The sequence below is a fragment of the Pseudomonas sp. AF32 genome (genome assembly GCF_022342325.2).
In the GTDB taxonomy this organism is placed as follows: Bacteria; Pseudomonadota; Gammaproteobacteria; order Pseudomonadales; family Pseudomonadaceae; genus Aquipseudomonas; species Aquipseudomonas uvaldensis.
The window spans coordinates 261,592-287,513 of the sequence record NZ_RQJK02000004.1 but is presented as its reverse complement, the minus strand read 5'-3'; the positions used below and the strand labels follow the sequence as shown (position 1 = coordinate 287,513).

General features: G+C 58.3%; 18 protein-coding genes. 6 read left to right on the top strand and 12 right to left on the bottom strand.

What is annotated here, in order from left to right:
- Positions 1-289, top strand: a 289-nt coding sequence (locus tag EGM97_RS06090; protein ID WP_477788785.1) for an integrase core domain-containing protein, incomplete at its 5' end; no start/stop codon positions are given.
- Between the two features lie 64 nt (positions 290-353).
- Here the strand turns inward: EGM97_RS06090 and EGM97_RS06085 are convergent.
- The 3 genes from EGM97_RS06085 to EGM97_RS06075 all read right to left on the bottom strand — a co-directional run bounded on the left by EGM97_RS06085 (position 354) and on the right by EGM97_RS06075 (position 4,717).
- On the bottom strand, positions 354-833 hold the full coding sequence (locus EGM97_RS06085) for a hypothetical protein (protein WP_238964292.1): 480 nt from the start codon (positions 831-833) through the stop codon (positions 354-356).
- A complete protein-coding gene (locus tag EGM97_RS06080) occupies positions 830-3,175 on the bottom strand; it encodes a hypothetical protein (protein WP_238964291.1) in 2,346 nt (781 codons plus the stop codon). Before EGM97_RS06080 ends, EGM97_RS06085 begins: the two co-directional genes overlap by 4 nt.
- A gap of 588 nt (positions 3,176-3,763) precedes the next feature.
- The gene (locus EGM97_RS06075) at positions 3,764-4,717 is read right to left on the bottom strand and encodes a LysR substrate-binding domain-containing protein (protein WP_238964290.1); all 954 of its coding nucleotides are present in this window, start codon (positions 4,715-4,717) and stop codon (positions 3,764-3,766) included.
- Positions 4,718-5,148: 431 nt separating this feature from the next.
- Here EGM97_RS06075 and EGM97_RS06070 point away from each other — a divergent pair, with 431 nt between their 5' ends.
- The 4 genes from EGM97_RS06070 to EGM97_RS06055 all read left to right on the top strand — a co-directional run bounded on the left by EGM97_RS06070 (position 5,149) and on the right by EGM97_RS06055 (position 9,070).
- A complete protein-coding gene (locus EGM97_RS06070) occupies positions 5,149-6,072 on the top strand; it encodes an MBL fold metallo-hydrolase (protein ID WP_238964289.1) in 924 nt (307 codons plus the stop codon).
- Positions 6,073-6,157: 85 nt separating this feature from the next.
- Positions 6,158-7,981 (top strand): PAS domain-containing sensor histidine kinase, encoded by a 1,824-nt coding sequence (locus tag EGM97_RS06065; RefSeq protein WP_238964288.1) that lies wholly within the window; start codon positions 6,158-6,160, stop codon positions 7,979-7,981.
- 105 nt (positions 7,982-8,086) lie between these two features.
- Complete coding sequence (locus tag EGM97_RS06060) at positions 8,087-8,488, top strand: response regulator transcription factor (RefSeq protein ID WP_238964287.1); 402 nt, start codon at positions 8,087-8,089, stop codon at positions 8,486-8,488.
- A gap of 120 nt (positions 8,489-8,608) precedes the next feature.
- On the top strand, positions 8,609-9,070 hold the full coding sequence (locus EGM97_RS06055) for a YqaA family protein (protein ID WP_238964295.1): 462 nt from the start codon (positions 8,609-8,611) through the stop codon (positions 9,068-9,070).
- Here the strand turns inward: EGM97_RS06055 and EGM97_RS06050 are convergent.
- From EGM97_RS06050 to EGM97_RS06040, 3 genes are all read right to left on the bottom strand, one after another.
- A complete protein-coding gene (locus tag EGM97_RS06050; RefSeq protein ID WP_477788784.1) occupies positions 9,052-11,172 on the bottom strand; it encodes a copper-transporting P-type ATPase in 2,121 nt (706 codons plus the stop codon). The two genes, EGM97_RS06055 and EGM97_RS06050, sit on opposite strands and share 19 nt — an antisense overlap.
- Positions 11,147-11,419 (bottom strand): DUF2933 domain-containing protein, encoded by a 273-nt coding sequence (locus EGM97_RS06045; protein ID WP_238964285.1) that lies wholly within the window; start codon positions 11,417-11,419, stop codon positions 11,147-11,149. The genes EGM97_RS06050 and EGM97_RS06045 overlap by 26 nt, the downstream gene beginning before the upstream one ends.
- Before the next feature lie 90 nt (positions 11,420-11,509).
- Positions 11,510-11,857: a co-regulatory protein PtrA N-terminal domain-containing protein gene (locus EGM97_RS06040; protein WP_238964284.1), complete on the bottom strand. Its 348-nt coding sequence runs from the start codon at positions 11,855-11,857 to the stop codon at positions 11,510-11,512.
- Between the two features lie 348 nt (positions 11,858-12,205).
- Between EGM97_RS06040 and EGM97_RS06035 the strand changes: the two genes are divergently transcribed.
- Positions 12,206-16,393, top strand: coding sequence for a DUF5801 repeats-in-toxin domain-containing protein (locus EGM97_RS06035; protein ID WP_238964283.1), 4,188 nt, complete (start codon positions 12,206-12,208; stop codon positions 16,391-16,393).
- Positions 16,394-16,500: 107 nt separating this feature from the next.
- Here the strand turns inward: EGM97_RS06035 and EGM97_RS06030 are convergent, their stop codons facing one another.
- The 6 genes from EGM97_RS06030 to EGM97_RS06005 form a co-directional block, all read right to left on the bottom strand.
- Complete coding sequence (locus EGM97_RS06030) at positions 16,501-17,220, bottom strand: response regulator transcription factor (protein ID WP_275300710.1); 720 nt, start codon at positions 17,218-17,220, stop codon at positions 16,501-16,503.
- Positions 17,221-17,651: 431 nt separating this feature from the next.
- Entirely contained in the window at positions 17,652-19,046 is a 1,395-nt protein-coding gene (locus EGM97_RS06025; protein WP_238964282.1) for a TolC family protein, read from the bottom strand.
- A 2-nt stretch (positions 19,047-19,048) separates the two neighbouring features.
- The gene (locus EGM97_RS06020) at positions 19,049-20,374 is read right to left on the bottom strand and encodes an HlyD family type I secretion periplasmic adaptor subunit (protein ID WP_238964281.1); all 1,326 of its coding nucleotides are present in this window, start codon (positions 20,372-20,374) and stop codon (positions 19,049-19,051) included.
- Entirely contained in the window at positions 20,343-22,127 is a 1,785-nt protein-coding gene (locus EGM97_RS06015; protein WP_238964280.1) for a type I secretion system permease/ATPase, read from the bottom strand. Before EGM97_RS06015 ends, EGM97_RS06020 begins: the two co-directional genes overlap by 32 nt.
- A 193-nt stretch (positions 22,128-22,320) precedes the next feature.
- On the bottom strand, positions 22,321-24,756 hold the full coding sequence (locus EGM97_RS06010; protein ID WP_238964279.1) for an efflux RND transporter permease subunit: 2,436 nt from the start codon (positions 24,754-24,756) through the stop codon (positions 22,321-22,323).
- Positions 24,757-24,799: 43 nt separating this feature from the next.
- On the bottom strand, positions 24,800-25,879 hold the full coding sequence (locus tag EGM97_RS06005; RefSeq protein WP_477788783.1) for a WD40/YVTN/BNR-like repeat-containing protein: 1,080 nt from the start codon (positions 25,877-25,879) through the stop codon (positions 24,800-24,802).
- Positions 25,880-25,922 lie beyond the last annotated feature (43 nt).

Below are 25,922 nucleotides of genomic sequence, written 5' to 3'. Positions count from 1 at the left end.
GCAATATGGCAGTCGCCACTTTCGCCAACGGCTCTGGCGTTACCGCATGCGTCAGAGCATGAGCCGTCGTGGAAACTGTTGGGATAATGCGCCGATGGAGCGTGTGTTTCGTAGTTTGAAAACTGAATGGATACCGACTGTGGGCTACATGACAGCTCAAGAAGCGCACCGCGACATTAGTCATTACCTGATGCATCGGTACAACTGGATCAGACCGCACCAATTCAACAATGGACTGGCCCCAGCTCAGGCCGAGAAAAAACTTAACATCGTGTCCGGGATTAGTTGACCACTACAGATCGCGAAAAGGCGCTGGTCTACTGGATCGTCAGTCAGATCCGGCCGTTAGCTAGTTAGAGAGCTTTGGTCTGTCCCTCATTAGCCCTATTAGTGTTTGGACTAAGTGGGGGAAGAATCTTCGCACTCGGTAATGCCTGCAATTCGGTAAGCCGTTGCCGGGTTTCTTCCCACGCAGGGAAGAACTTCCGCCACGCAGCCATGCCACCCATCTCGCCAACAGCGAGGAGCATTGCTTTGTGGGAGGCAACAAGCAGATCTCGCTCAGCTTTCAGAACTTCATTTTCTTGGGTCAGACGTGCCACTCGTGCTTGTAGGTTGGAGGGAGATTGCTTGTCTGTCCTTTCCATCAAGGCACGTAGTTCGCGCTGACGCGTTTGGTACTGATCGAGCAATACCTTGCGCTCGGGCTGGCGAGTTATATCGCTGGCGTGCTTGAAGGGAGAGTCCAGCTCACGAATGACAGAGCGTGCACTAATCACTATGTTGTCGTTAAGCATCCTCTGGAGGATAGTTTCCAGCTCTTGAACCTTCACATGGGCCTCCAGATTTGGGGTTCATCGAGGATGGTCGATCCTCGTTTGTTCTCCACTGGGTTGTAGAGATCTTTACCATCTGGAAATGGCCGCTCGCCGGGAGCAGTAACAAGTATTTTTTCTAGACTTTCAAGACGCGACTGCGCATGTTTTAGCTGGTTCTGCCAGCCAACATTTCGGGCTTGAGGCGGACTTGTTTCAATAACGGTAACGACATCGATCATTCGCTGCTTCAGCTGTTGTAGATTCTGATTTTCCTCGGATATTGGCGAGCGAGTCAGATGCCGACAGTCGTAGCATTCTAGATGTTTGGGACACGGGTCAACCGTGAAGCTATTCACGCAGAACCCGAAGGGAGTCGCGTGCAAACCGTCTGCCTCGGCAGACAGATAGCTGAAAGCTTGGTCGTCACCCAGATCTTTCTGGATCTTCAGGAACTCGTCGACAATCGGCCCCCTAATTTTCTTGGCCATGATCATTTTCAGGGTTTCTTGAGCTCTAGGAGCCATATCCTCTGCGCCGGATGGCAGATCAATATTGGCTAGGTCCTCCGCAAGGCTACGATGGTCATACACATAGCTCTGGGCAACACTGTGCCTGTTGAAGCGTTTGGTGATGATTGTGTCAGCCACACCAAGTCGAAAAAGCTCAGCATTTTGAAGATGGCGGAGTGAATGTGTATTCAGACTTAGCGCGCGATCCTCATCCGTCTGACCATAGCGAGAAAAGATATTATTAGCGCCACCGCCAAGATGAAACTGAAGATCCTGGCTAGATGCACGACCGACCGCAAAATAGCGATTGATATCAAGTAGTCCACCATTTCGCGATTCGATATGCGCTCGGATGGGCATAAGGAACATTAGTTCGGTGGAATACAGGCGCTCACCGTCGCGGAGTAAAAAAGCTTTAGTATCCGGCAATTTTGAGGCCATGGAATTCTGGATCAGAACTTCTACCTCGCTTACTCTAAAATGAGCTTTCCTCCAGTCAACCGTACCGACAAAAAGAGAGCCGTCAGCGCGCCGAGGAGCGATGGGCCATTTGTTGAAGTACTTCAAACAATTATGGGACAAACCGTGAGTGCGAATTCGGTCAATTTGCCATTGGCGGATTTCATCTAAATATTTGGAGTCAAATGTTTCGCGGTATTTTTCAACTAAATCTTTAGGCATTGGCAGAGAAGTGAATTCAAGAGATCCCGTCACTCGACTGTAGATGTCCCAAGCCGGCGCTAAAGCATCCGATGCTAGCTCTGGCATTAGTCGTCCCGAGGTGATCTGAAGCCGTAGACGTTCGCGTAGAGGCGTTGTAAGTCTTTCTACTTCTCCAAGGGCTTCTGAAATCAGATCTTCGAAGATAGAAGGAGCGTGTTGAGTATTTTCGACAAGTACGATGCCCTCTGTGCCCACATCCTCATCCTGTTTTTCGGCAAAATTACGAACTGACAGAGAACGAGAAATCCCCCCCTTAGCTCCCGCCGGGGAACCATCAGTTGCCAAATATTCATGCCAGCGTGCCCAATCTAGTGGAAGTAATGTGTTCTCACCAACGCGAAAACCGCAGGCTATGGCGACTTTGATTTGGTTGAAACGAATAGCGTCGACAAAGGTCTTGGGTTGTTTGGTAAAGATAATACGAACAAGCTCCCAAAAAGCTTTGTCACTTGGTAGTTTCGCTGCTCCTTTTCGATCGGAAAGCTGCGCCCTCAGCTTGTTCGTTTGGCGGTACGTATTATTACCACGCTTGAGTTGTGCCACTTTATCCTCTGAGGAGGACTGATTTGGATAGGCGAAGCAGTGTTTGGAGAGTGGCGAGCGATCAGCGATGTGCAGACCATCGATCAAGGTTCGAACGACCATGGAAATATTAGCAGCTATTTTTCCCGAGGAGCCGATATCTAGGGCGATGTTATATGCGCGCTGTATCGTAGCCGGGGTTAAGTCCCATGGTGCTTCTGAATCAGCGCATGTGGCGATGATCCGAAGAGGGCGCCCGACATTCAGCAGCGCATGTCCTGGCTTGTTACGCTTTACAAGCAGCTCATTCAACAAGGTAGCTTGATAAAAGTCACGCCAGTGTTCTGGTAGGGGCTGAACAGCAAGGCCCGGCAGATTCTGTTGTTCGCGCAGGACATTGAGAGCGTCCAGGGCATTGATGTCGTAACCAAGCGATGAGTGCCAGAAGTAAGGTGGTGTTACAAGGCCGCAAAGCGTAGCTAGGTCCCAGCGTGCTGCCTTTGATACCTTTCCCACATCATCGACTGGCAGGTACCAAAGCAGCCCTCGCAACTCTGCCAATGATTTACCGTTATCGATGAATCTGAGATAAAAATCATTCATGCTGGCTTAGTCCCATCATCAATCTGTATTAGGCGAACTTCCTCGGCTACTTTTAATGCCGCTTGAAATATTCGGCGTAGCTGAGTGTAAGCAGGGCTCTCGTCGTTATAGCGGGAGGCAGTAGCAAAGGCAGTAACAACTGGTCGCAAGCTCTCAACTACGGATTCATGGATTTTTGGATCAGATAGCGGCAAAAATTTTCGGCAAGTGTAGCAACTTAAAATAGGGTTCTTAGTACACAGAGATTGTCCTGCGGAACAACCACCAATACCGGCAATGGGTATACCGTGTGGAACTCCTCCGATCTGCTGATCTGGAGGAGGGCGGTCTTGTTTATCGTCCGAGTTCTCGCAACCTCCGCTACGTTGGAGTAGATGTTGGAAAGGAAGCATCAAAAACGGTGCTAGGGTTAGCCGGTGGGTGGAAATGCAACGCTTACGGAACGTCCTTTATTTAACATAATATACATTATGCGTACATTCACATCAGCCGCTAGGAGCGTCTACTGCGGTCTCGGATATCCCATATGATCGGTTGCCGCCACGCACTCAGCGTCAATACCGAAACGCCGCCCCGCATGATTACCATTCAAGCCACGGCCAGCGAAGAGCAACAAACCGACTGCTGCGGAGAATCCTCCGGCCGTTCAAGATGCCGTGCAAAGTACGATCGCAACCAACGTTCGCGAGGATCTGCATGACTGGTGCCGCGCCATGCCATGGCCAGGTCAGGACTCGAGAGCTGCAGCGGCGGATACTCGGCGCGCAGACCATGGAGTTTTGCCATGGCCTGCGCGGCATAATCGGGCACAACAGCGAGCATGTCGCTGCCGACGAGCAATGCCGGTAAGACGCTGAACTGAGGCACCGCCAGTACTACGCGGCGCTGCCGGCCGTGGCGAGCCAGAACGCGGTCGACGTCGTCGCTGACTTTTCCCAGTGCAGACACCGCCACATGGGGGCGCCGGCAGAATTCATCGAGGCTCATGGGGCTCGCGACCGAGTCGGCGCATAGCAACATTGGCCGCACCGCACGCAAACTTCGGCAATGGGCTCTGGCAGGCAGTTCCTGGACCTGAGCGACACCCAGGGAAATGTCCCCTGCAATGAGCAACTGCGGCAGCTGCAGCGGATCCACGCGGCGTACCACCAGGGTGATATTTGGCGCCTCGGTTCTCAAATTCTGAATCAGCCCAGGCAGCAGCGCATATTCCACTTCGTCGCAAAGCCCAACGTGAAAAGTCTCCTCGCTGGTGTACGGGTCGAATTCCTGCGCGCAACTCAGAGCCAGGGCAACCCCCTCCAGCGCAGGTCCAAGAAGGACATGGATTTCTTCTGCACGCGCGGTGGGCTCCATCACCCGACCGGTGCGGATGAACAGCGGATCGTCGAACATTGTCCGTAGCCGGTTCAGCGCGCTGCTGACGGTGGCCTGGCCGAGGAACAGGCGTTCGCCCGTCCGAGTGACATTGCGCTCGCGCATCATGGTTTCAAAGATAACCAGCAAGTTTATATCGGCATGTCGCAGGTCATTTCTATTCATTTTTCGTCAGCCCGATGAAGTTGTATCCAACACCTCGTTGTGCCCGGTTACTTATGACTTCGATACGACTTGAAATTTATTCAGATCCATAGCTGCGCGTCAGCTGTACATGGGTTCAACAGGGTCGTCCGTTGGGTATCCGGATTAACACTTATGTATTACTTTGCAGGCGCCGCCCCTTAGGTGAGGAAGCCACCCTCTCCCACTGCGCCTCGCTGAAGGGCTTAAACCGAACCGTCCTACCGTCGCGCCAAAGTTAGCTGAATATACGTTTGTATAGTTTTTTACAACGGATGCGTAATTACCGCACACCCATGTAGAGATGTGCCTGAAAATATTAGCCCCTAGGATGGAATTCACAGCGAATGACTATAGATGAACTAACTCGTCCACCGAATGAACTCCCACCTTAATGTAACAGGAGAACGACCATGGCCATGTACCTGAATAGCTTCGCCCAGCCCGATGGCGCCACGCCGGCTCAGGAGTTAGTGCCATCGCGCTACGCCCTGCGCTTGGGCGAGGTCGATATATTGGTGGTCAGCGACGGTGTGCTGCCGCTTCCGACCGAGACCATGTCAACCAACGCCGACCCCGCCGAGCGAGCAGCCTGGTTCAAGAATATGTACCTTGGGCCGGATATGTTCGACTGGGCGCTTAACGTGTTGGTGGTGCGCAGCGGTGAACAAACCATTCTGGTCGATGCTGGCCTGGGCAACCAGTTCCCAGGCTTCCCCCGGGCTGGGCTATTCCCCAAACGCCTTAAGGATGCAGGCATCGACCTTTCATCCATCACCGATATCGTCATCACCCATATGCATATGGACCACATTGGCGGGCTGTTGGTCGATTCGGTCAAGAACAGCCTGAGGTCGGACGTGCGCATCCATGTCACCGCCACTGAAGTCGATTTCTGGAAAATTCCCGACTTCAGCCTGACCGAGATGCCACAACCGGTGCCAGACGTACTGCGTCGCACCGCCAACGAATTCATCGCGCACTATGAGGACTGTCTGCAGATCTTTGAGGACGAACATGAAGTAGCCCCCGGTGTGGTCGCGAAGCTTACTGGCGGGCACACCCCTGGCCACTGCATCGTTCACGTGAACTCCGGCGGCGAACGGTTGACCTTCGCCGGCGACGCCCTGTTTCCGGTGGCCTTCGACCACCCGGAATGGCACAACGGCTTCGAACACGATCCACAAAAGTCGGTCGATGTGCGGGTACGACTGTTGCGGGAGGCGGCGGCAAGTGGCGAGTTGTTCGTAGCCACTCATCTGCCCTTCCCCTCGGTTGGACATGTCGCGCTGGACGGCGACGCATTCCGTTGGATTGCAGCCCACTGGGATTATTAACGCTCGATGCTCTTGGCCTCTGTCTCAGCCGAATCATTCCATGTGACGTTGAGACCAGAGGCCTTTTTGTCTATGCGAGGGGCAGATGAAACCTGCACGATCGACTTCAAACACGATGGCTCTGAGAGTTGGAGCAATTGCCCTCGCGGCGCTGTTCTTCGTGGTGGACACACTGACGTCATTGGACGTCGCCATTGCGGTGCTCTACGTGGTAGTCATTCTGATTTGTCTGAGACTGTTCTCCAAATGCGGCTTACGTATCATTTGTCTTTCCTGCATTTGCCTGACTGTGGCGGCGTTTCTTGTTTCACATGGCCTGAAGCTGGATTCAACAGCGTTCGTCCGTTGCCTGGTGAGCTTATCGGCTATCGCCATCACCTCCCTGCTTGCCTTGCAAATCAAGACCACCGATGACGAACTCAGGGAACAGGTTCGACTACTCGCGCAGACCCATGACGCAATTATCGTGAGAGACATGGATGGACGAATTTCAACATGGAGCCCGGGAGCGGAAGCCTTGTATGGGTGGGCCCGTGAAGAGGCATTAGGGCGTGATTGCCAAGCCTTGCTTCACACTCAACTTCCCATTACCCATGAGGAGTTGATGTCAGTATTGTCAGCCAAGGGAAGTTGGGAAGGTGAGCTGACTGAACAGTGCCGCGATGGCAGGAGAGTCATAGTGTCCAGCCGATGTACGCTGGCTGTATCCAATGACGGCACTCCCACCTCGATTCTCGCTACCCACAATGACATTACCGCACGCAAACACGCCGCCGACGCACTGAGGCGCAGCGAGGCGTTTCTCGCAGGGGCTCAACGCGTCAGTCGAACCGGCAGTATTGGCCTGACGGTGCCTGGCGGCGAAATGTATTGGTCAGCGGAAGCACTCAGAATCTTCGAATTTGAAGAAGGCACCCACCCTGCCCTCCAATGCCTCCTGAATAGAACTCACCCGGACGACATCGCGCCCATCAAGGCGCTCATTTCGAAAGCCTTTGAGAAAGTCCCCTATTTGAAGATTGAACACCGCTTGGTCATGCCAGATGGCCGAATCAAACACATTCACATGAATGCCGACTTAATGAAGGGGCATGCCGGCGAGTGCGAGTATGTCGGGGCTGTCATGGACGTGACAGCAGCCAAGATGGCTGAAGAAGCCTTGCACCGTGCGCAAACAGAATTGGCCTATGCGACTCGCCTGAGTGCGCTGGGAGAGCTGGCCGCATCCATTGCCCATGAGGTCAATCAGCCATTGGCGGCAGTCACCACCTACGCTGAAGCCGGTCTGCGCTGGCTGGACAGGGATGTACCCCATATTTCGGAAACCCGTAGCGCCATGGAACAGATATTGGGACAAGCACGAAGAGCCAGCGAAGTCATCCAGCGAATTCGGAGAATGTCCAGGAACGTCGATCACTGTCGAACGACACTCAATTTACGGGAGGTACTGCTTGAGTCGCTTGAGTTGGTCAGACACGAAACCCGACGAAGCAAGGTTCGACTCGAATATCACTTTGACGATGCGCTTCCGGCCATTCATGCCGACAGGGTTCAACTGCAGCAAGTGATCATCAATCTGATGACAAACAGTGTCCAAGCCATGAGAGCAAACCGAACCAGAAACAAACTCATAAGAATGGAAGCAAGTCTCCAGGCGGCGGATACGATAAAAATTTTGATACAGGATTCAGGCCCGGGTATTTGCGAAAGTGCCATGTCAAAATTATTCCTGCCATTATTCACCACCAAGATTGATGGAATGGGCATGGGGCTTTCCATATGTCGATCAATTGTCGAGGCTCATGGTGGGAGTATCTGGGCCGATAACACACCAGACTCAGGCGCTGCGATTTATTTCACCCTGCCTGTAGCCAAGGTCATCGATAAACAAGCTCTCCATAACGTTTGACCCAGGGCCTTTGATCTACCTGTGCAGCATTGCCGTGAAGGCGTTTGGCATCCAGTCTGTTGATGTATATAGCTTGAGTTCCCGTGCTCACCGAGGTGCATTTGCGTGCCCATACCTACTCCCCTGATCGCCGTCGTTGACGACGATGATGCACTCCTGGCTTCTATTGATAGTTTGCTGCGATCCGTAGGCTACGAAGCACAACTATTTGCCTGTGCAGAGGATTTCCTGGCATCCGAAAACGTCGACAGAACCGACTGCCTGATGACAGATATCCATATGATGCCGGGCATCAGCGGATTGGAACTACAGAACGAACTTGCCAATCGTGGTTATAAATTTCCAGTCATTTTCATGACGGCCCACGCTGAAGTATCAGTTCGCAATCAGGCTATTGATCGAGGGGCCATCGGCTTTCTCGTAAAGCCTTTCAACGGCCAAGCGATTCTCGACTGTGTCGAAGATGCGTTGACCCGCTCAAACAAAAACACCGGTGGGAACGCTTAGTGAATCGGCAAAGACCGGGGTATTCTGAAATTTTGATCAGGATGCGTGCTCAGTGTTCCAGGAAAGGTATACATGCCCCCTCCAACAACGCCCATGGCTGGATCGGGCTCAATGTCTGAGATGATGGCGTTATCCGGCTATTCCGGCCTGTTCCTCGCCGCCATGGGAGCCGCCACGCTGTTGCCCATGCAGTCGGAAGCGGTACTGGTCGGGTTGCTACTGACCGGCCAATACAAGACCTGGGCACTGCTGGCGGTGGCCATCACCGGCAACGTGCTCGGTTCGGTATTGAATTGGCTGTTGGGCCGTTCTATCGAGCATTACCGGCACAAACGCTGGTTCCCGGTCAGCGAAGCCAGGCTGGAGAAAGCTCAGCATGCCTATCAGCGCTATGGTCGCTGGTCATTGTTGCTTAGTTGGGTACCCATCATCGGTGATCCAATCACCATGATTGCTGGAGTCCTGCGCGAACCGTTCTGGAGCTTCCTGTTGATCGTTACGCTGGCCAAGGCCAGTCGCTATCTGCTGCTCGCTGCGTTGACGCTTGGTTGGCTCGGAGGGGATTACTCGATACGTGTCTGACGCAGCCGAAGCGCATTGAAGACCACTGACGCAGAGCTGACGCTCATCGCCAGTGCCGCCACCAAGGGCGATAGCAAATGCCCTGTCAGCGGATAAAACAGCCCGGCAGCCAGTGGAATGCCCATGGCGTTGTAGAGCAATGCGAAGGCGAGGTTTTGCCTCATGTTCTTTACGGTGGCGACTGACAGGGTACGTGCCCGCAGAATGCCCATCAAATCACCTTTGACCAGCGTGACCTGGGCACTGTTCATCGCCACGTCAGTACCCGTACCCATGGCAATGCCAACGTCGGCCCTGGCCAGGGCCGGCGCATCGTTGATCCCGTCGCCGGCCATCGCCACTCGACGCCCATAGCTTTGTAGATCAGCGACCAGTTTTTCCTTGTCCTGCGGTTTCACCTCGCCGTGCACTTCATCGATGTCCAACTGCCTGGCTACGGCCCTGGCTGTAGTCAGGCCGTCACCTGTAGCCATGATGACTTTAACGCCCTCACTCTGGAGCCTGGCAACGGCCATTCGAGACGCGGCCTTGACCGGATCGGATACAGCCAGGAAGCCGGCCAGACGGGTGTCAACGGACAGGAAAATGATGCTGACGCCGTCCTGACGCAGTTGCTCGGCACGACTACGCAGCGAAGCTATGTCGACCCCGGCTTCTTTCATCAACGCCGTGTTCCCGAGCTGCAGCTGACGACCGTCCACCTGTCCGCGCACGCCAATACCCGAGCCTGACTCGAAAGCCTTCGGGCTGACCAGGGTGAGGCCCAAGCCCCGAGCCTGCTCGACAATCGCATGAGCCAGTGGATGCTCGCTGCCCTGGTCCAGGCTCGCGGCCAGACGCAGGACCTCGTTGGAGTCAAACGCCCCCACTCCCTCAGCGCTGTGGAAGACCGGCCGCCCCTCCGTCAGGGTTCCGGTTTTATCGACGATCAAAGTGTCGATCTTGCACAGATTTTCAATGGCACTGGCATCGCGGAACAACACCCCGTTGCTGGCGGCCTTGCCTGTCGCGACCATGACTGACATCGGCGTTGCCAGTCCCAAGGCACAGGGGCATGCGATGATCAGTACGGCCACCGCGTTGATCAGGCCAAACACCCAGCCCGACTCCGGCCCCAACAGCCCCCAGCCGAAGAACGTGAGCACCGCGACCAGGATCACCCCGATAACGAAATACTCCGCCACTGCATCAGCCAAGCGCTGCATGGGCGCCCTGGAACGCTGGGCCTTCGCGACCATCTGGACGATTTGTGACAGCATGGTTTCGGCACCGACCTTCTGTGCCTCCATCACCAGGCTTCCGTGGCGGTTCAGGGTGGCGCCGATAAGGGCATCCCCCGTCCGCTTGGTCACTGGCAGCGGCTCTCCGGTCAGCATCGACTCGTCGACTGCGCTCTCCCCCTCCAGAACCCTGCCGTCCACGGGGACTTTCTCCCCCGGCCTTACGCGCAGATGGTCCCCTTGGTGGACATGTGCCAGCGCAATATCCTCCTCCACGCCATCGGGCCTGATGCGGCGCGCCGTTTTAGGTGCCAGTTGCAGAAGCGACTTGATTGCCGCGGAAGTTTGCGAGCGCGCCTTGAGCTCAAGCATCTGACCCAACAGCGTCAGCGAAATGATGACCGCTGCCGCTTCGAAATAGACACCGATACGTCCGTCCCGGACGAAGGCCGCCGGAAACCACTGCGGAACCCAGGTAGCCGCCACACTGTAGAGGTAGGCAGCGGCAGTCCCCAGTCCGATCAGCGTCCACATATTCGGACTTCGGTGTCGAATGGAGTCAATCGCACGACTGAAGAACACCCAACCACCCCAAAGTGTCACGGGCGTCGCCAGAATCAACTCGATCCAGTTCTGGGTCGTGCCATGGAAAAGTTGCAGAGAGTGGCCGGCCATCGCCAGTGCAGTCACAATGACAGTCAACGGCAGGGTCCACCAGAACCTTCGCGAGAAGTCCTCCAATTCCGGATTATCTTTCTCCTCCTGCGCCGGGATGACCGGCTCCAGGGTCATCCCGCAGATCGGACAGTTGCCTGGCATCGGTTGGCGGATCTGTGGATGCATCGGGCAGGTGTATTCATTTGGACTTGGCGGATTTCGCATCTGATTTCCCTTCTTCGTCCCTGGCCACTTCCTCGCCGGAATGAGAGTGCCCACCATGCTTGTGGCCAAAGACGTGCATCAACGGGCACAGCAGCAAGATGAGATACGGCAGGATCTGCGAAAAATGCCCGTAATGTTCGCGTGCAACATAGAACAGCCCGATCAGGGCCAGCATGATCAGCGCTATGCCGCCCTTGCTCCTCCAGAATGCCGGCTCAGGGGTATTGGAGTGATGAGAATGATCCATGATCAAAGCCTCGATTGATGGGCTGTGAATTCAGCATAGGCGGAGCATGTCGGCATCGTCGGGGTTATTGGAATCGGTCCACCCGATGGCTTATTTGTCAGCCATCATCAGTTTATGCTCACGGGACATCTGCCCCAGGATGTCGTCCATTGCCTTGTCGTGTTTCTCCATCCAGGCCTGATGGTCCTTGGCAGGTCTATCCGAAGCGGGACGCTCCTTATGCAGCTGCCCCATCAGGTCTTCCAACCGGGTCATGTGCTCTTTCATGGAAATCTGTCGCTCGCCGGCAGGCACGTTCTGCGTCCGAGCCATCAAGGCCGGCGCTTGGTCATTCATCTGCTGCATGCGCTCAAAAACGCGGTCACTGCCGCCTTCGGCCCAGACCAGGGGAGACAACAGCAGCGAGCCAATCAGGAACATCGGTTTCAGCGAATTCATAGGTGCAAACTCCATCGAGGTAACAGGACGGCATCTCGCTTTGGGTCTCATCGAGGGCCGAGAGCACAACCTGGTGCTCATGCTTGCACTTTAGATAGGTCACGCTGTTAGTGACCTGAGGCCGGGATTACATTTTCGTTAGCTTCCAGTTCGTCGCGTTACTCAACCCATGGGTCCAGATAGCCGCCCTGGCCCCCTTCCTCCGGCTTTCCCTACCCGGAATAGTCCGAAACTCCCAGCCGGGCTGGGAGTATCGGTCGATGCGAAATCCGTGGCGCTTTCTCATAGTTTGCGGACAAAAAGGTCAACGGTCAGGCCTCGATGACCGCAACTGTCCAGGAGAAAGCCATGGGTATTAATGAGAAAGACTCATTGGCAACTATCGATTCACCCTCCTTGTTCATTCCAGCCGAAGCCACGGACCTGAGCGTGGTCGTGGGCGGAGCGGACGTTACGCTGGACGAAACCAGCGGCCTGCAGAACAGCACTGCCACCCCAAACCCCGCGGGTGATGCGGATGACAATGACATCCTGCTGACCGCCCTGCCCTCTGCCTTCGCGGCCCGCCTGACTGCACTCGGTGCCGGAACGGCTACAGGCGCAGCTTTGAGTGGCTACACCGGCGCTGCGGGCAATACGGGCAGCAACGCGTTTACCCTCACGGTCGACGCCGGCGCGGTGATTACCGACATCAGTTTCGTTGGCAGCTCCGGGGCACCGCTCGACGGTGTCGACAGCGGCCTGTTCACCCTCGACGGCACCAGCATCCTGCTCTATACGGACACGAACAACAACGTCCTGCTGGGCCGCGCCGGCGGGGCGGATGGGACGATCGTATTCGCCGCCTACATCGAAGAAACCGGTTCGCCAGTCAGCGGCGGCAAGATCTGGACCGTTGAATACGCCGCGTTGCGCCACCCGGACACCGCCAATCCCGATGACCCGCTCAATCTGCAGGACAAAGTGTTCGTCGGCGCCAGCCAGGACCTGGAGTTCAGTCTGGCCAATGCGCCCTCCGGCCAGAACCTTTTCCTGATGTTCACTGCCGCTAATCCGGACACGGAAGTAGTCGATGGCGTCACGCGTATCACCGAACCGACCATCATCGCCACCGGGAAGAACCCCGCCGACCAGTCCAGTGGCGCGAATATCACCACCGGCGACACGATCAACACCAGTCAGGCCGGAGGACCGACCACCTTCGGCACCAACAACCAGATGATCGTCGAGCAGGAAGGCATCCGTTACACCTTCGTCACCGGGGCCCGGCAGGATGTGACCATTCCCAACCTGGACCAGAACGAAGCGGATGTTGAATCCAATATAGATTTCACCGACATGTTCAACACGAAGGCCGCCAGCTTCGATGTGGTGCAGTTGCAAAGCGGCAAGACAGCGGTCGTCAAGGTCAGTGCCTTCAACACGGCGGCTGAACCGGGGGTGAACTTCATCAACGGTTACACCGGCGATGCTCCCGTTGCGATCACCAACGTGCGCGTCACCAATATCAGCACAGGGCTGGTCATCGAAAACTCGGACGGTTCGGTCAACGATCCGGCCATCGCCATCAGCATCGTAGGCGGTGTTGCAACCATCACCGGTGTGAAAGCCGGCTACCAGATCGATTACACCACGACGGACGATCATAACCGCGTGCTTATCGAGAACGGAGCAGCCGTCGACGCCAAAGGCACCAATCACGCCGATTTCGATATCGGTGGCTTCACCTTGCTCAAGGCCTCGATTGCCAAAGCCGAAATCGGCTCGAAGATGATTTTCGAAGACGATGGCCCGAGTATCAGCACCACCGGAACGGATCCAACACTGACGGTCGATGAAACGGTCCTGGCGACCAATGCCATCCAGAGCTTTGCCGCTAACTTCAGCTCGGCGTTCGGTGCGGACGGCGCGGGTACCTTGACCTATGCACTGGGCGTGGTAGCCGGTGCGTCGGGGCTGACGGATACGGCCACGGGCGAAGCGGTGAATCTGTCGCTCAACGGCACCGTCGTCGAAGGTCGCACCGCCACGACCGACCTGCTGGTGTTCACCGTCAGCGTGGCCGCCAACGGCAGCGTCACGCTGGATCAGCTCAGGGCGGTTGTCCATCCGGATGCCACCAATCCCGACGACTCGAAAACCCTGACCTCGGACGAGCTGGTAACGCTGACGGCGACCAAAACCGACGGTGACGGTGACAGCGCCCAGGCAACGCTCAACATCGGCCAGAACCTGGTGTTCAAGGATGACGGGGCGAGCATCAGCACCACCGGTGTGGAGCCGTCGCTGACGGTCGACGAAACGGACCTGACGACTAATGCCACCCAGAACTTTGCCGCCAACTTCCTCTCGGTGTTCGGCGCCGATGGCGCGGGTACGCTGACCTATGCACTGGGCGTGGTAGCCGGTGCGTCGGGGCTGACGGATACGGCCACGGGCGAAGCGGTGAATCTGTCGCTCAACGGCACGGTGGTCGAAGGCCGCACCGCCACCACCGACCTGCTGGTCTTTACCGTGAGCGTGGCCGCCAACGGTGACGTCACGCTGGACCAGGCCAGGGCGGTGGTCCATCCGGACGCCACCAACCCCGATGACTCGAAAACCCTCACCTCGGACAACCTGGTTACACTGACGGCGAACATCACTGACAAGGACGGCGATACCGCCCAGGCAACGCTCAACATCGGGCAGAACCTGGTATTCAAGGACGATGGGCCGAGCATCAGCACCACCGGCACGGAACCAACGCTGACGGTCGACGAAACGGACCTGGCGACTGACGCGACCCAAAGCTTCGCCGCCAACTTCACCTCGGCATACGGTGCCGATGGCGCGGGCACGTTGACCTATGGGCTGGGTGTGGTGGCAGGCGCCTCCGGGCTGACCGATAGCGCCACGGGCGAAGCGGTGAACCTGTCGGTCAACGGCGCAGTGGTCGAAGGCCGCACCGCCACCACCAACCTGTTGGTGTTCACGGTCAGCGTGGCCGCCAACGGCAACGTCACACTGGATCAGCTCAGGGCGGTCATCCATCCGGACGCAACCAATCCCGATGACTCGAAAACCCTGGCCCTGGACAATCTGGTGACCCTGACAGCGACGATCACCGACAAGGACGGTGATACCGCACAAGCGGCGCTCAATATCGGGCAAAACCTGGTGTTTGAAGACGATGGCCCATCAGTCGCATTCGGCAACCTGATCGGCACCGGTAGCGTGCTTCCTCAAACCGGCTTCTGGAACATGTCGGCCGGCTCCGACGGACTGGGGGCTGCCGGGCTGGATATCTCGTTGCTCAACGGCCAGTTCACCCTGGTCCGGCCGGATGGTACGACCGACACAGGAACCGGGACGCTCACCGAGCAGCAATCCTCACCAGACGTCAATGGCGCCTACCATTTCGCAGGCACCTTGACCGGTGACTTCGACAACAACGCCGCGACGGCGGACACCAGTGTCGATTACACCCTCACCGCCTACGCCAATGGCAGTTACACCCTGGACCTGGTACAGGGCTTCAGCTCTACCATCGTGCAAAGCAGTGCCGACGGCTCACTCGACGCTGGCGGTCCTGACCCGGTACGTACGTTGTTGATTCCTAAAACAGACGATCCGACCATCCCTTCCGCATCCGAGGAGATCGTCTTCTTCTCCGCGAAGGCTCTTGCATCACCGACGGACATCCTGGCGGGCATCGGGCTTGGAGCCCCCGACCCCACCGAAGCGACGTTGCAGACCAATCCCCTGCCCTCGTACATCGATCCGGCAGCCATGAACGTCAGCACCTCCGGCATCGGCGTCGCCAACAACCTGTTGCAGGGCGACAACCTGGTGGCCATCGGCGCTGCCGATGAAAGCTTCGTCATCAACCCGGAAACCCTGCTGACCGGCATGAAGATCTACATCGACAACTCCGTGGCGGGCTACAACACGGCGACCGAAGACCTGTACTTCCGGATCTACTACGAGGACGGCACATTCTCCAACCTCACCGAGGTCAACACCCTGACACCGGAAGCCGGCGGACAGGTGTCCTTCGAGGTGGAACGCGAAGGCACCGCGTTGATCGACGCCGTCCAGCTCACCATGGGTCGGGGCGCGATCAAGATACCGGTGATCGAGTTCATCCAGGAAACCGAGAGCCTGGCCAGCGATGTCCAGCTGACGTTCAACGCCACCGTGACGGACAAGGACGGTGACACCGCGACGAGTACCTTCGACGCCAACCTGTTCGCCAACGAATCGGATGACGCGCTGTTCGATTTCACGCTGGTGGGCACGAACGGCGAGCGTGATGCGTTCAACGTCGATCTGTCCGTGACCGAGAACCAGTATCAGGTCACTGGTTTCGACACCGCCGCGGGACAGCGAGACACCCTGGTACTCAACGGTGATGCGAATGCCGTCGTCCAATCAATCGACAATGCGGGAGCGGACAGCATCGTGACGATTGCCGAAACGGGCGGGCAAACAACCACCATCACCCTGGTCGGGGTCGACCTGCTGAGTAACGACATCGTGATGGGCGCTGCCTGATACAACAGGCCCATAAGTACATGGGAGAGTGGCCTGGAGACCACCCTCCCATTGTTTTTGTCGGGCCGGTAAAGAGGCCAGGCGGTGCCCAGCCTCGTTGATGTAAATCAATCCAGCTCTACCCAAGTGGACTCGGGGGGCGGTTGATCATTGGTGAGCCCGTGTTTGAGCGCATACATCAGCAGGTCGATCCGGTTGATGAGATTGAGCTTCTGATAAATGTTGCTCAGGTGATTGTGCACGGTGTGCTCGCTGATGCCCAAGCGCTCGGCAATGCTGATGTATTTGGCGGAAGGATCACCCACGATGGCGTGGATGAGTTCTCTTTCGCGCAGCGTCAAGCGTGCCTGCTTCATCTGCTCCTGGTTGCACCTCAAAGGAATGTGCCCGTTCGCGGCATAGCCCGAAAGACCGTCGGCCCAGGCCCTGTCGCGTCCGACGTCGCGATGATGGACCGTGACGATGGCCCGCACGATCGATTCGGTTGGATCTTCGGCCAGTACAATGCCTCGCGCCCCTGCCTCTATTGCCTGGGCAACGGGCACCGCTTCGTACAGGCCTTTGAGTACCAGCACTTTCATCCGGGCGTTTCGGGTAAGTTGCGCAACCACCTCCAGCGGGTTCAATGCGTCCGGGAAAAAGCTGAAGAAAACCACGTTGGGGCGCAACTGATCGGCAAGGTCCAGCGCGCTGGCGTAGGTGGAGGCCTGGCCGCTCACTTCCATCTGGGGCTTCCTGGCATTGATCAGGTCGTGAAGCCCCATGAGGACAAGCGGCCTGCAATCGACGAGCATGACGCGTATGGGCTTTCGTTGATCCGGGATCATATTCCTGCCCCCCGCAAGCAATCGGCGAGAGTGTTTACCCCTGGCCGCGTTAACGATTGCAGGTCGTTCCAGAATCCGGACACCCCCCATGAAACAACACGAACAGGAATAATTATCAACAGCTTACACATGATAATGTGCTCCCCTGAGCCCGTACGCTGAGTCTAGGCCAGGGCGGAGCATTTCCAGCCTCCCCTCACCTGCCTGCATCAGCTCAAGCTCTCATGGCATCCTGCGTTACGGCCGCGAAACAATTGACTAATGTCCTGTTAATCAACGACTTGAATCGAGCTCACTTGATGTTCGGTCTGGCGGACAGCTCGTTCAGTTTGTCAATTAACCGACAAACGGCGACAACTTGGCTTCTCTAAAGCTCGTGTCGTCAATTTAACGACGGGCATCTCACCCTTCTTCCGGATGGCCCGCCCTGTTCAAGGATCCATAACGTGCTGATTGGAGCCGCCAGGACCCAACCAGGCGTTCACGTTTTCGATACTCTCGACCGGTGCCTTCCCCGCCCAGCGGTTCAGGGTCAGCACGTTACTCAGAAAATCATATTGGGTCTTTAGCAAGTCCCGTCGCGCGCGAAACTCATTGCGTACGCTGGCCAGGACGTCGACGGAATTGACCATCCCGTAGCTCAGCGCTTTTTCGGCCGCAACTCTGGACAACTGAGCCGAGCTCAATGCCAGGCGATTCGCGCCAATCTTTTCACCATTGGAATTGGCGGTCAGGTAAGCGCTGGTGATCTCCTTGACGACCCGGCGCCGGACCGCTTCCAGTTCCTGCTCGGCGACAATCTGATCCTGATAGAGCCCGCGAACCCGTGCCGAGGTCGAACCCCCGCTGTACAGCGGCACCTGGATACCGATCCCTGCGACATAACTGTCAGTACGGGGGGCCAATGAGTTGTTGTAGCCCTCGTTGGTTTGCTGGGCGCTCAGGTTCAAGCTCACCGTCGGATAATGCCCACCCTTGCCACTGCGCAGCGCCGCGCCGGCCGCGTCAACACCGCTCTCGTTGGCCTTGAGCGCCGGATTCAGTGCCAGCCCATCACGGATCCAGGCCTCCAGGCTTTGCGCCGACACCTGTAGCTGTATGTCATCGCGAATCCGGTTCAGGCGCTCCTTGACGGGCCGACCGACAATCTCCGCCAACGCCTCGCGGCTGATGCTGGCCTGATTACGGGCATCCAGCTCCTGCGCCGCAAGCAGATCCACCCTGGCCTTGAGGTCCAGCTGATCGGTCACCAACGCCATTTGCTTTTCATACAGCGCGCTGACCCGGTCCAGGCTCCTTTGGGTGGTTTGCCGTTCGGCCCTCACGAGCGCCAGCTCATCCTCGGCTGCCAGCGCGAGGAAGTACCGTCGCGCCAGCTCCACCGTCGCCTCGGCCTGGGCGTCCTGCGCCTGAGACTCGGACTGTCGGGCCAGGCTCTTGAACTTCTGGTAGTTCTCCCACGCGGCCTTGTTGTACAGATACTGACGCAACACCAAACCATAACTCTCGCTATCGAAGCTGCGTTGTACGAGGTCGCTGTCCTGGTGGATCCGGTTCGTACCGGCGTTAAACGAGAGCTGAGGCAGCAGCGCGCCCATGGCCTCGCGCTGATGTTCCTGGCCTGCCTGGGCTCGCGCATGGGAAGCCACGATCTGCGGATCTTCCAGCCGCGCCTCACGATACAGCTGCCTGAGGTCGGTAGAAAACGTCGAGGCGCTGACCCCGACCGAATCGGCTGCCTCGGATTGCGATGGATGACTCTGTGCCAGGGCGCTGCCGGGGATGAGCACGAGCAGGCCCACGAGTACAACCGTCAACGTGGCCATGGTCATTCCTCGATCATCGATTGAGACAAGGCTGTCCGTGCCGGCTGCATCAAGTACTGCAGCAGCGTGCGCTGCCCGGTGATGATCAAGACGTCCGCCGGCATGCCCGGCAACAACTTGCGCTCACCCAACGTGCGTATGCCACTTTCGGTGACCCTGACCCGTGCCAGGTAATAGGCCGCGCCAGTCTTCTCGTTGGTCAATCGATCCGCCGACACGCTGATGACCTCGCCTTCGATCACGGGCGTGGTGGAACTGTTGAAAGCCCCGAAGCGAATGTCGGCGCGTTTGCCGATGGCAATGCGATCGATGTCCACGGGCGCCACCTGCGCTTCGATGACCAGTTCGGAAATCGACGGGACAATGTCCAGCAACGGCGTTGCCGCACGCACCACGCCACCGATGGTGTGCACGGTCATGCCGATCACCATGCCCGCGTCCGGGGCGCGGATGACGATGCGACTGAGCCGGTCTTCAAGGGCCGAGGCTTTTTCCTGCAGGTCGTATATCCGCGTCTGGACCTCGGCCAGCTGTTTGGCAACGTCGGCGTTGAAGTCCTTGTCGATTTGCAGGATCTGCAACTGTGTTTCGTTGATCTGCAGTCGCGTCCTGTCAATCGTGGAGCGGTGGTCGGCGACCTCCGACTTGAGCATCCCCAGCTTGCGCTCCTGTTCGACCAGCCGTTGCTTGTCGACGAAGCCTTGCTTGAGCAAGTCGGTCAGCTCATCGATTTCGGCGCCATAGGATTTCTCCAGATGCACCTTGGCGCCGATCATCGACTGGAGGCCCTTGACCTGTTGCTGCAACTGACCGACACGTTCACGCAGCACCGCCACCTGGCCCAGCCGCGAACCGCGCCGGGCGTTGAACACCAGGGTCTCGACCTGACGCGCTTCGGCCGTTCGCAGGTCGGCGGGATCGGCGTTCTGGCCAAAATCGATGGCAGGCAGCAAGTCGCGCTCGGCCTTGAGTCTTGCCTCCATGGCCTTGGCCGCGACCAACTGGCTTCGGGTGGTTTCGTATTCGAAGCGCAGCTGAGCGTCGTCGAGGATGATCAACGGATCGTCACGCTGGACGATGTCACCGTCATGGGCCAGCAACGTCTTGACGATGCCGCCCTCCAGATGCTGAACCGTTTTGCGATAGGACTGCACCGTGACGACTCCCGGTGCATAAGCGGCGCCGTCCAGGGGCGCGACCGCGGCCCAGGTGCCGAACAGGCCAAAGGTCACGCCTACAATGCCGATACCCAGGCGGCGGATTTTGCGGTCGGAAGTCGGCAGATCGGTGAGGTTTTCAAGTTGACGATCGGGTATCGCAGGGTTCATCGGTACCACCCCTGCCGGCGTTGACCGAAGTGATGCCGGCGCTTGCTGGCATGGCAGGCTTCTGTGCCTGCTTTTGCTGCGCGTTGAGTTCGGCCAGCACATCCTCGCGTGCCCCGTAGAGACTGATAACCCCGGCGTTCATCACAAGGAGTCGGTCGAGTTGCGACACGATGTTGGTTCGATGGGTGATGACAAAGACGGTGGCGCCGGTCTGCCTGAGCTGATGGAGAGCCGCTGCCAGGGCACGATCGCCCACGTCGTCGAGATTGGAGTTGGGCTCGTCGAGGACAATCAACCGCGGATTGCCGTACAAGGCACGGGCCAACCCGATGCGCTGGCGCTGCCCCGCCGACAACATCAAGCCCTCGCTGCCAATGACTGTGTCGTAGCCGTCGGGCAGTTGCAAAATCATTTCGTGAACACCCGCGCTCCGGGCCGCCTGAATGACCTGGGTCGAATCGACCTCGGCGAAGCGGGCAATGTTCTGGCCGATGCTGCCCTCGAACAACTCGATGTCCTGAGGCAGATATCCGATATGCGGCCCCAGCTCATGCTTGTTCCAGGCACCGATGTCGGCGCCGTCCAGTCGGACCACTCCTTGTTGTGGCGCCCATACCCCGATCAGAGCCCTGGCCAGGGTCGACTTGCCGGCGGCACTCGGGCCGATGATGCCCACCCTGCATCCGGCCGGGACGCTGAAGCTGATGTTTTTGATGATAGGCGCCTTCGAACCTGGGGCCGAGACAACCAGGTTCTCGACCTTTACATGGCCCTCTGGGGCAGGCAACGGCATGCAATCGGGCTGCGCCAGCTGTTTTTCAAGGATGCTGTTCAGGCGACTGTACTGCGAGCGAGCCGCGATGAAGCCTTTCCAACTGCCGATGATCAGGTCGATGGGCGCCAGCGCCCGCCCCAGCAACACGGACCCGGCGAATACCATACCGGCCCCCACCTGATGATCCACCGCCAGGTACGCCCCCAGCCCCAGTACCAACGACTGCACCAGGAGACGGAACGTGCGCGACAACGTGCTGACAAGCGCCCCTCGATTGCTGGCCAGTGACTGCAGCAACAGCACCCTTCGTTGACGACGACCCCATCGCTCCATGAGGGTCTCGAGCATACCCATGGATTCGATGACTTCGGCGTTGCGCAGGTTTTTCGTGGTGTAGAGCGTCGCGCCGATGTGTTCCTTGTTGGCCTGAGCCAGCACCGGGCCGGTCAACCGTTCGTTGATAAAAGCCAGTGCCAGGAGCAACAATGCGCTGCCCGTCGCGACCCAGCCAAACCAGGGATGGAACACGAACATGACCGCGATATAGATCGGCAACCAGGGGGCATCGAAAAAGGCGAACAAACCGTTGCCGGAGAGAAATTGCCTCAAGCCGGTCAAGTCATTGAGCGGCTGAGCCGAGGCATCCATGCCGCCACTGTCCAGCGCCCGATGGAAACTGGCCTTGTAGACCTCGCGGCTGAGCAACGCATCCAGCCGGGTACTGACATGGACCATGATGCGCGAGCGTATCCACTCCAATGAACCGAGCGTCACCACCAGCCCGGTCATGATCAGCGTAAGCATGACCAGGGTGGTGAGGCTGCCGCTGGTCATCACTCGCCCGTAGACCTGAAGCATGTAGAAGGTCGGAACGAGCATCAGTGCATTGATGAAGAGGCTGAAAAAGCCAACAGAGATGAAGCTGTCTCTGCAGGCGCCCAACGCTTTCCCAAGACTGTTTTCAGATGCGCTTCGCATTGGAACCCCCCCTGCTCGGGGTGACCCTTTTCTGGAGCGTAGATCAAGCCAGGCGAAGCTGTAATTTTCTTTTTACTATTCAATGAAAAAGAGCGTCTGAAAACCGAAACGCCAAAAATATGGCAGCCGAATTATAGGTGTCCAAAGCTCTTCTTCGTGCCACCGAGTCGCACGACGACGGCGGCACGCAGGTTCAAGCCTCCCCGACCGGACGCATCACCCTGCAGTCCTCAGGCTTTTTTGCGAAGAGCCGCTCGGGTAGCAGCAAGTACGCCAGCGCAGGCAACAGGATCAGGGCGCCGAGCATATTCACCAGGAACATGAACGCCAGCAGGATACCCATGTCGGCCTGGAATTTGATCGGCGACCAGGCCCAGGTCGCCACGGCGATGGCCAGGGTGATACCCGTCAACAGCACCACCTTGCCGGTGAACAGCAAGGCGCGGTAATAAGCCTCGGACAACGAGGCGCCAGCGCGCATGTGGGCCAGGATAATGCTCAGCACGTAGAGTGCGTAGTCGACGCCGATACCAACGCCGAGGGCGATCACCGGCAAGGTGGCGACCTTGACGCCCATGCCCAGGCCAACCATCAGTGCCTCGCAGAGAATCGACGTGAGCACCAGTGGCAACACCGCCGCCAGTACAGCCCGCCATGAGCGGAAGGTCACCCAGCACAGCAGAATCACCGCGCCATAGACCCAGAACAGCATTTCGCGCATGGCCTTCTTCACCACGATGTTGGTGGCCGCCTCGATCCCGGCACTGCCGGCCGCGAGCATGAACTTCACCTGCGGCAAGTGCTGTCTGGCGATGAAGGCTTCGCTGGCCTCGACCACCCGTTGCAACGTGTCGGCCTTGTGGTCGGCCAGGTACACGTAGAGCGAGAGCAGTGAACATCCCTGATTGAACAGCTCCCGTGGTGCACGGGTCTGCACCGCACCCAGGGCGCCATCGTTGGGAATCAGCTCGTACCACTTGAAGTTGCCCTCGTTATAACCGGCGGCGGCTATCTTGCTCAGGGCCGCCATGGACTGGGTGGACTCCACCCCCGGCAGTTGCTCCAGTTGCCAGGCCAGGGAGTCGACCGCGGCCAGGGTCGGATAGCGGGTGCACTGGTCTTCCGGGGTCTTGACCATGACCACGAAAATGTCCGAACTGGCCGCGTAGTTTTGCGTCATGAAGGCCGCATCACGGTTGTAGCGCGAGTCCGGGCGCAGCTCCGGGGCACCTGGATCGAGGTCGCCGACTTTCAGGTGCAGGCTGACGGCGAATCCGCCCGCCGCCAGCGTCAGCGCCACCAGACAGGCGCCACAGGCCCAGGGGCGTCGGGTGAACAGATCCAGAAAACGCCACAGCGGATGCTTGACGCTGGCGGTCAACTCGGCGGTCTCCGCCCGCAGGCTGCGTGCTGCGGCCTTGGCTCCTACACCGATGTAGCTGAGCAGGATCGGCAACAGGATCAGGTTGGTGAAAATCAACACCGCCACGCCAATGCTGGCAGTGATCGCGAGATCCTGGATCACCTGGATCTTGATCACGATCAGCACGGCAAACCCCACCGCATCGCAGAGCAGCGCGGTCATGCCAGCGGCGAACAGGCGGCGGAAGGTGTAGCGAGCCGCGACCACCCGGTGCGTGCCGCGACCGATGTCTTGCATGATGCCGTTCATCTTCTGCGCGCCATGGCTCATGCCGATGGCGAACACTAGAAAAGGTACCAATGCCGAGTACGGGTCCAGGTCATAACCGAGGGTCGCCAGCAAACCGATCTGCCAGAGCACCGCCACCAGCGAACACAGCACCACCAGTGCCGTGCTGCGGGCGCAACGGGTGTACCAGTAGAGCACCGCCACGGTGACCACCACGGCGATGACAAAGAACAGCATGACCTGCGCCAACCCGGCGATCAGGTCGCCGATGATTTTGGTGAAGCCGGTGATGTGGATCTGGATCCGCTCGTTCTGGTATTTGTCGCGCAGTGCTTCCAGTTGCCGGGAGAACTCGCCGGCGTCCAACGCCTTGCCGGTGGCCGGGTTGATCTCCAGCAGCGGCACGAAGATCACGCTGGACTGGAAGTTGCCAGCCACCAGCTGCCCGATCTCACCGGAGCGCGCAACGTTAGTGCGCACTTCATCCAGGCTGGCCGGCGAGCCGTCGTAGGTATCCGGAATCACCGTGCCGCCATCGAGCCCCTCTTCAGTCACGGCCGTCCAACGTGTGGTCGGCGTCCACAGGGACTTCATGTAGGGTTTGTCGACCCCCGGCAGCAAATAGATTTCATCGTTGAGCCTGGCCAGGACATCCAAATAGTCCTTGTCGAAAATGCTGCCGTCCTTGACGGCCACGGCAATACGGATCGAGTTGCCGAGGCCGCTCAGGTCGCTGCGCTGCTCCAGAAAGTTGGCCACGTACGGGTGGGAAGTCGGGATGGTCTTCTCGAAACTGGCATTGAGGCCGATCTTGCTGGCTTGGTAACCCAACACTAGGGTGACCAGCAAGCACAACACAATGACCCATGGTCTGTGATTGAAGATGGCGCGCTCACCCAGGTTACCGGAGCGCGGATCGAAGTCTTCCAGGCGGGCGATCACGACTTGCTGTTCGAAGGAGAGATTAGGGTTATTCACGTCATGCTCCGCATACGGCCCGCTAGGGCACAGGCAAGTGATTTCAGCGTTGCGCCGAGAAAAGATCAGGATTGAGGCGGGTCACACCGCCCAGTCCGACGCAGATCAAGCTGCCGTCAGGGGCCGCCACCAGGCCGGCAATGGAGGTGCCGACCGGCGCGGACAGGGCTCGAAAGCGGCCTCCGCTGCCCGCGCTGAGCAGCAGATCTCCGGCCTGACTGGCCAGCACCAGCGCCCCATCGGGCAAAGGCGTCGAGGCCGACAAGGCCACTTCCAGACCGGTTTGCAGGGGGCGCCAACTGGCGCCCTGATCACCCGACCAGAAAACGTTGCCACGCAGACCGAACGCCACCAGTTCTCCGCGAGCATTGCCTTGCAGGCCGAAGAAGCTGCCCGCATAGGGAGATTCGAGCGCCTGGAAACTGTGCCCGTTGTCGCTGGAACGCAGCAGCAAGCCCCGCTCGCCCACCATGAACAGCGCATTGCCGGCTGCGCGAATGCCGTACAGGTTCAGGTCCTCGGGGTTGTCCACCTGTTGCATCCAGGGCCGCCAGCTTTCGCCACCGTCCTCGGTGCGCAGGATCAGCCCATAGGCCCCCACGACGTAACCGTTACGAGGGTCGCTGAAATACAGGTCGAGAAATGGCTTGTCAGGGCCGTCGGCCACCAGTCGCTCGGCATCGCTCAGGCGCTTGGCGTCGCCGTCTTGTCGAGCCGACACCAGCGCCAGCTGCGCAGCGCCGATGCCATCGAGCTGCTTGCTCCAGGTTTCGCCGCCGTCCGTACTGCGCAGCACCACGCCCATATGACCGACGGCCCACCCCTGTCGGGCCGAGACGAATTGCACAGCCGTCAGGCTGACGCTGACCGGCACCTGGGCCTGACGCCAGGTCATCCCGGAGTCGTCAGAGAGCAGAATGATGCCACGTTCGCCCACCGCCACCAGCCGTTCGCCTGCGCGGGCCACCGCCAGCAACACGGCGTGACGGGCCTTGGCGCTCTGCATGGCCGGCTGGTCGAGCAATGCAATCCGTGGAGTGGCCGCGGCCCAGCCGGGCGCCAGCAAAAACATCAGCAACAGGGCTGCCGACAGTGCCCGCCTGAATGAAAAGTTACCGATCATGCCCGCTCCAACCGCCCATGAATTGATCCATACCCAACGCGCC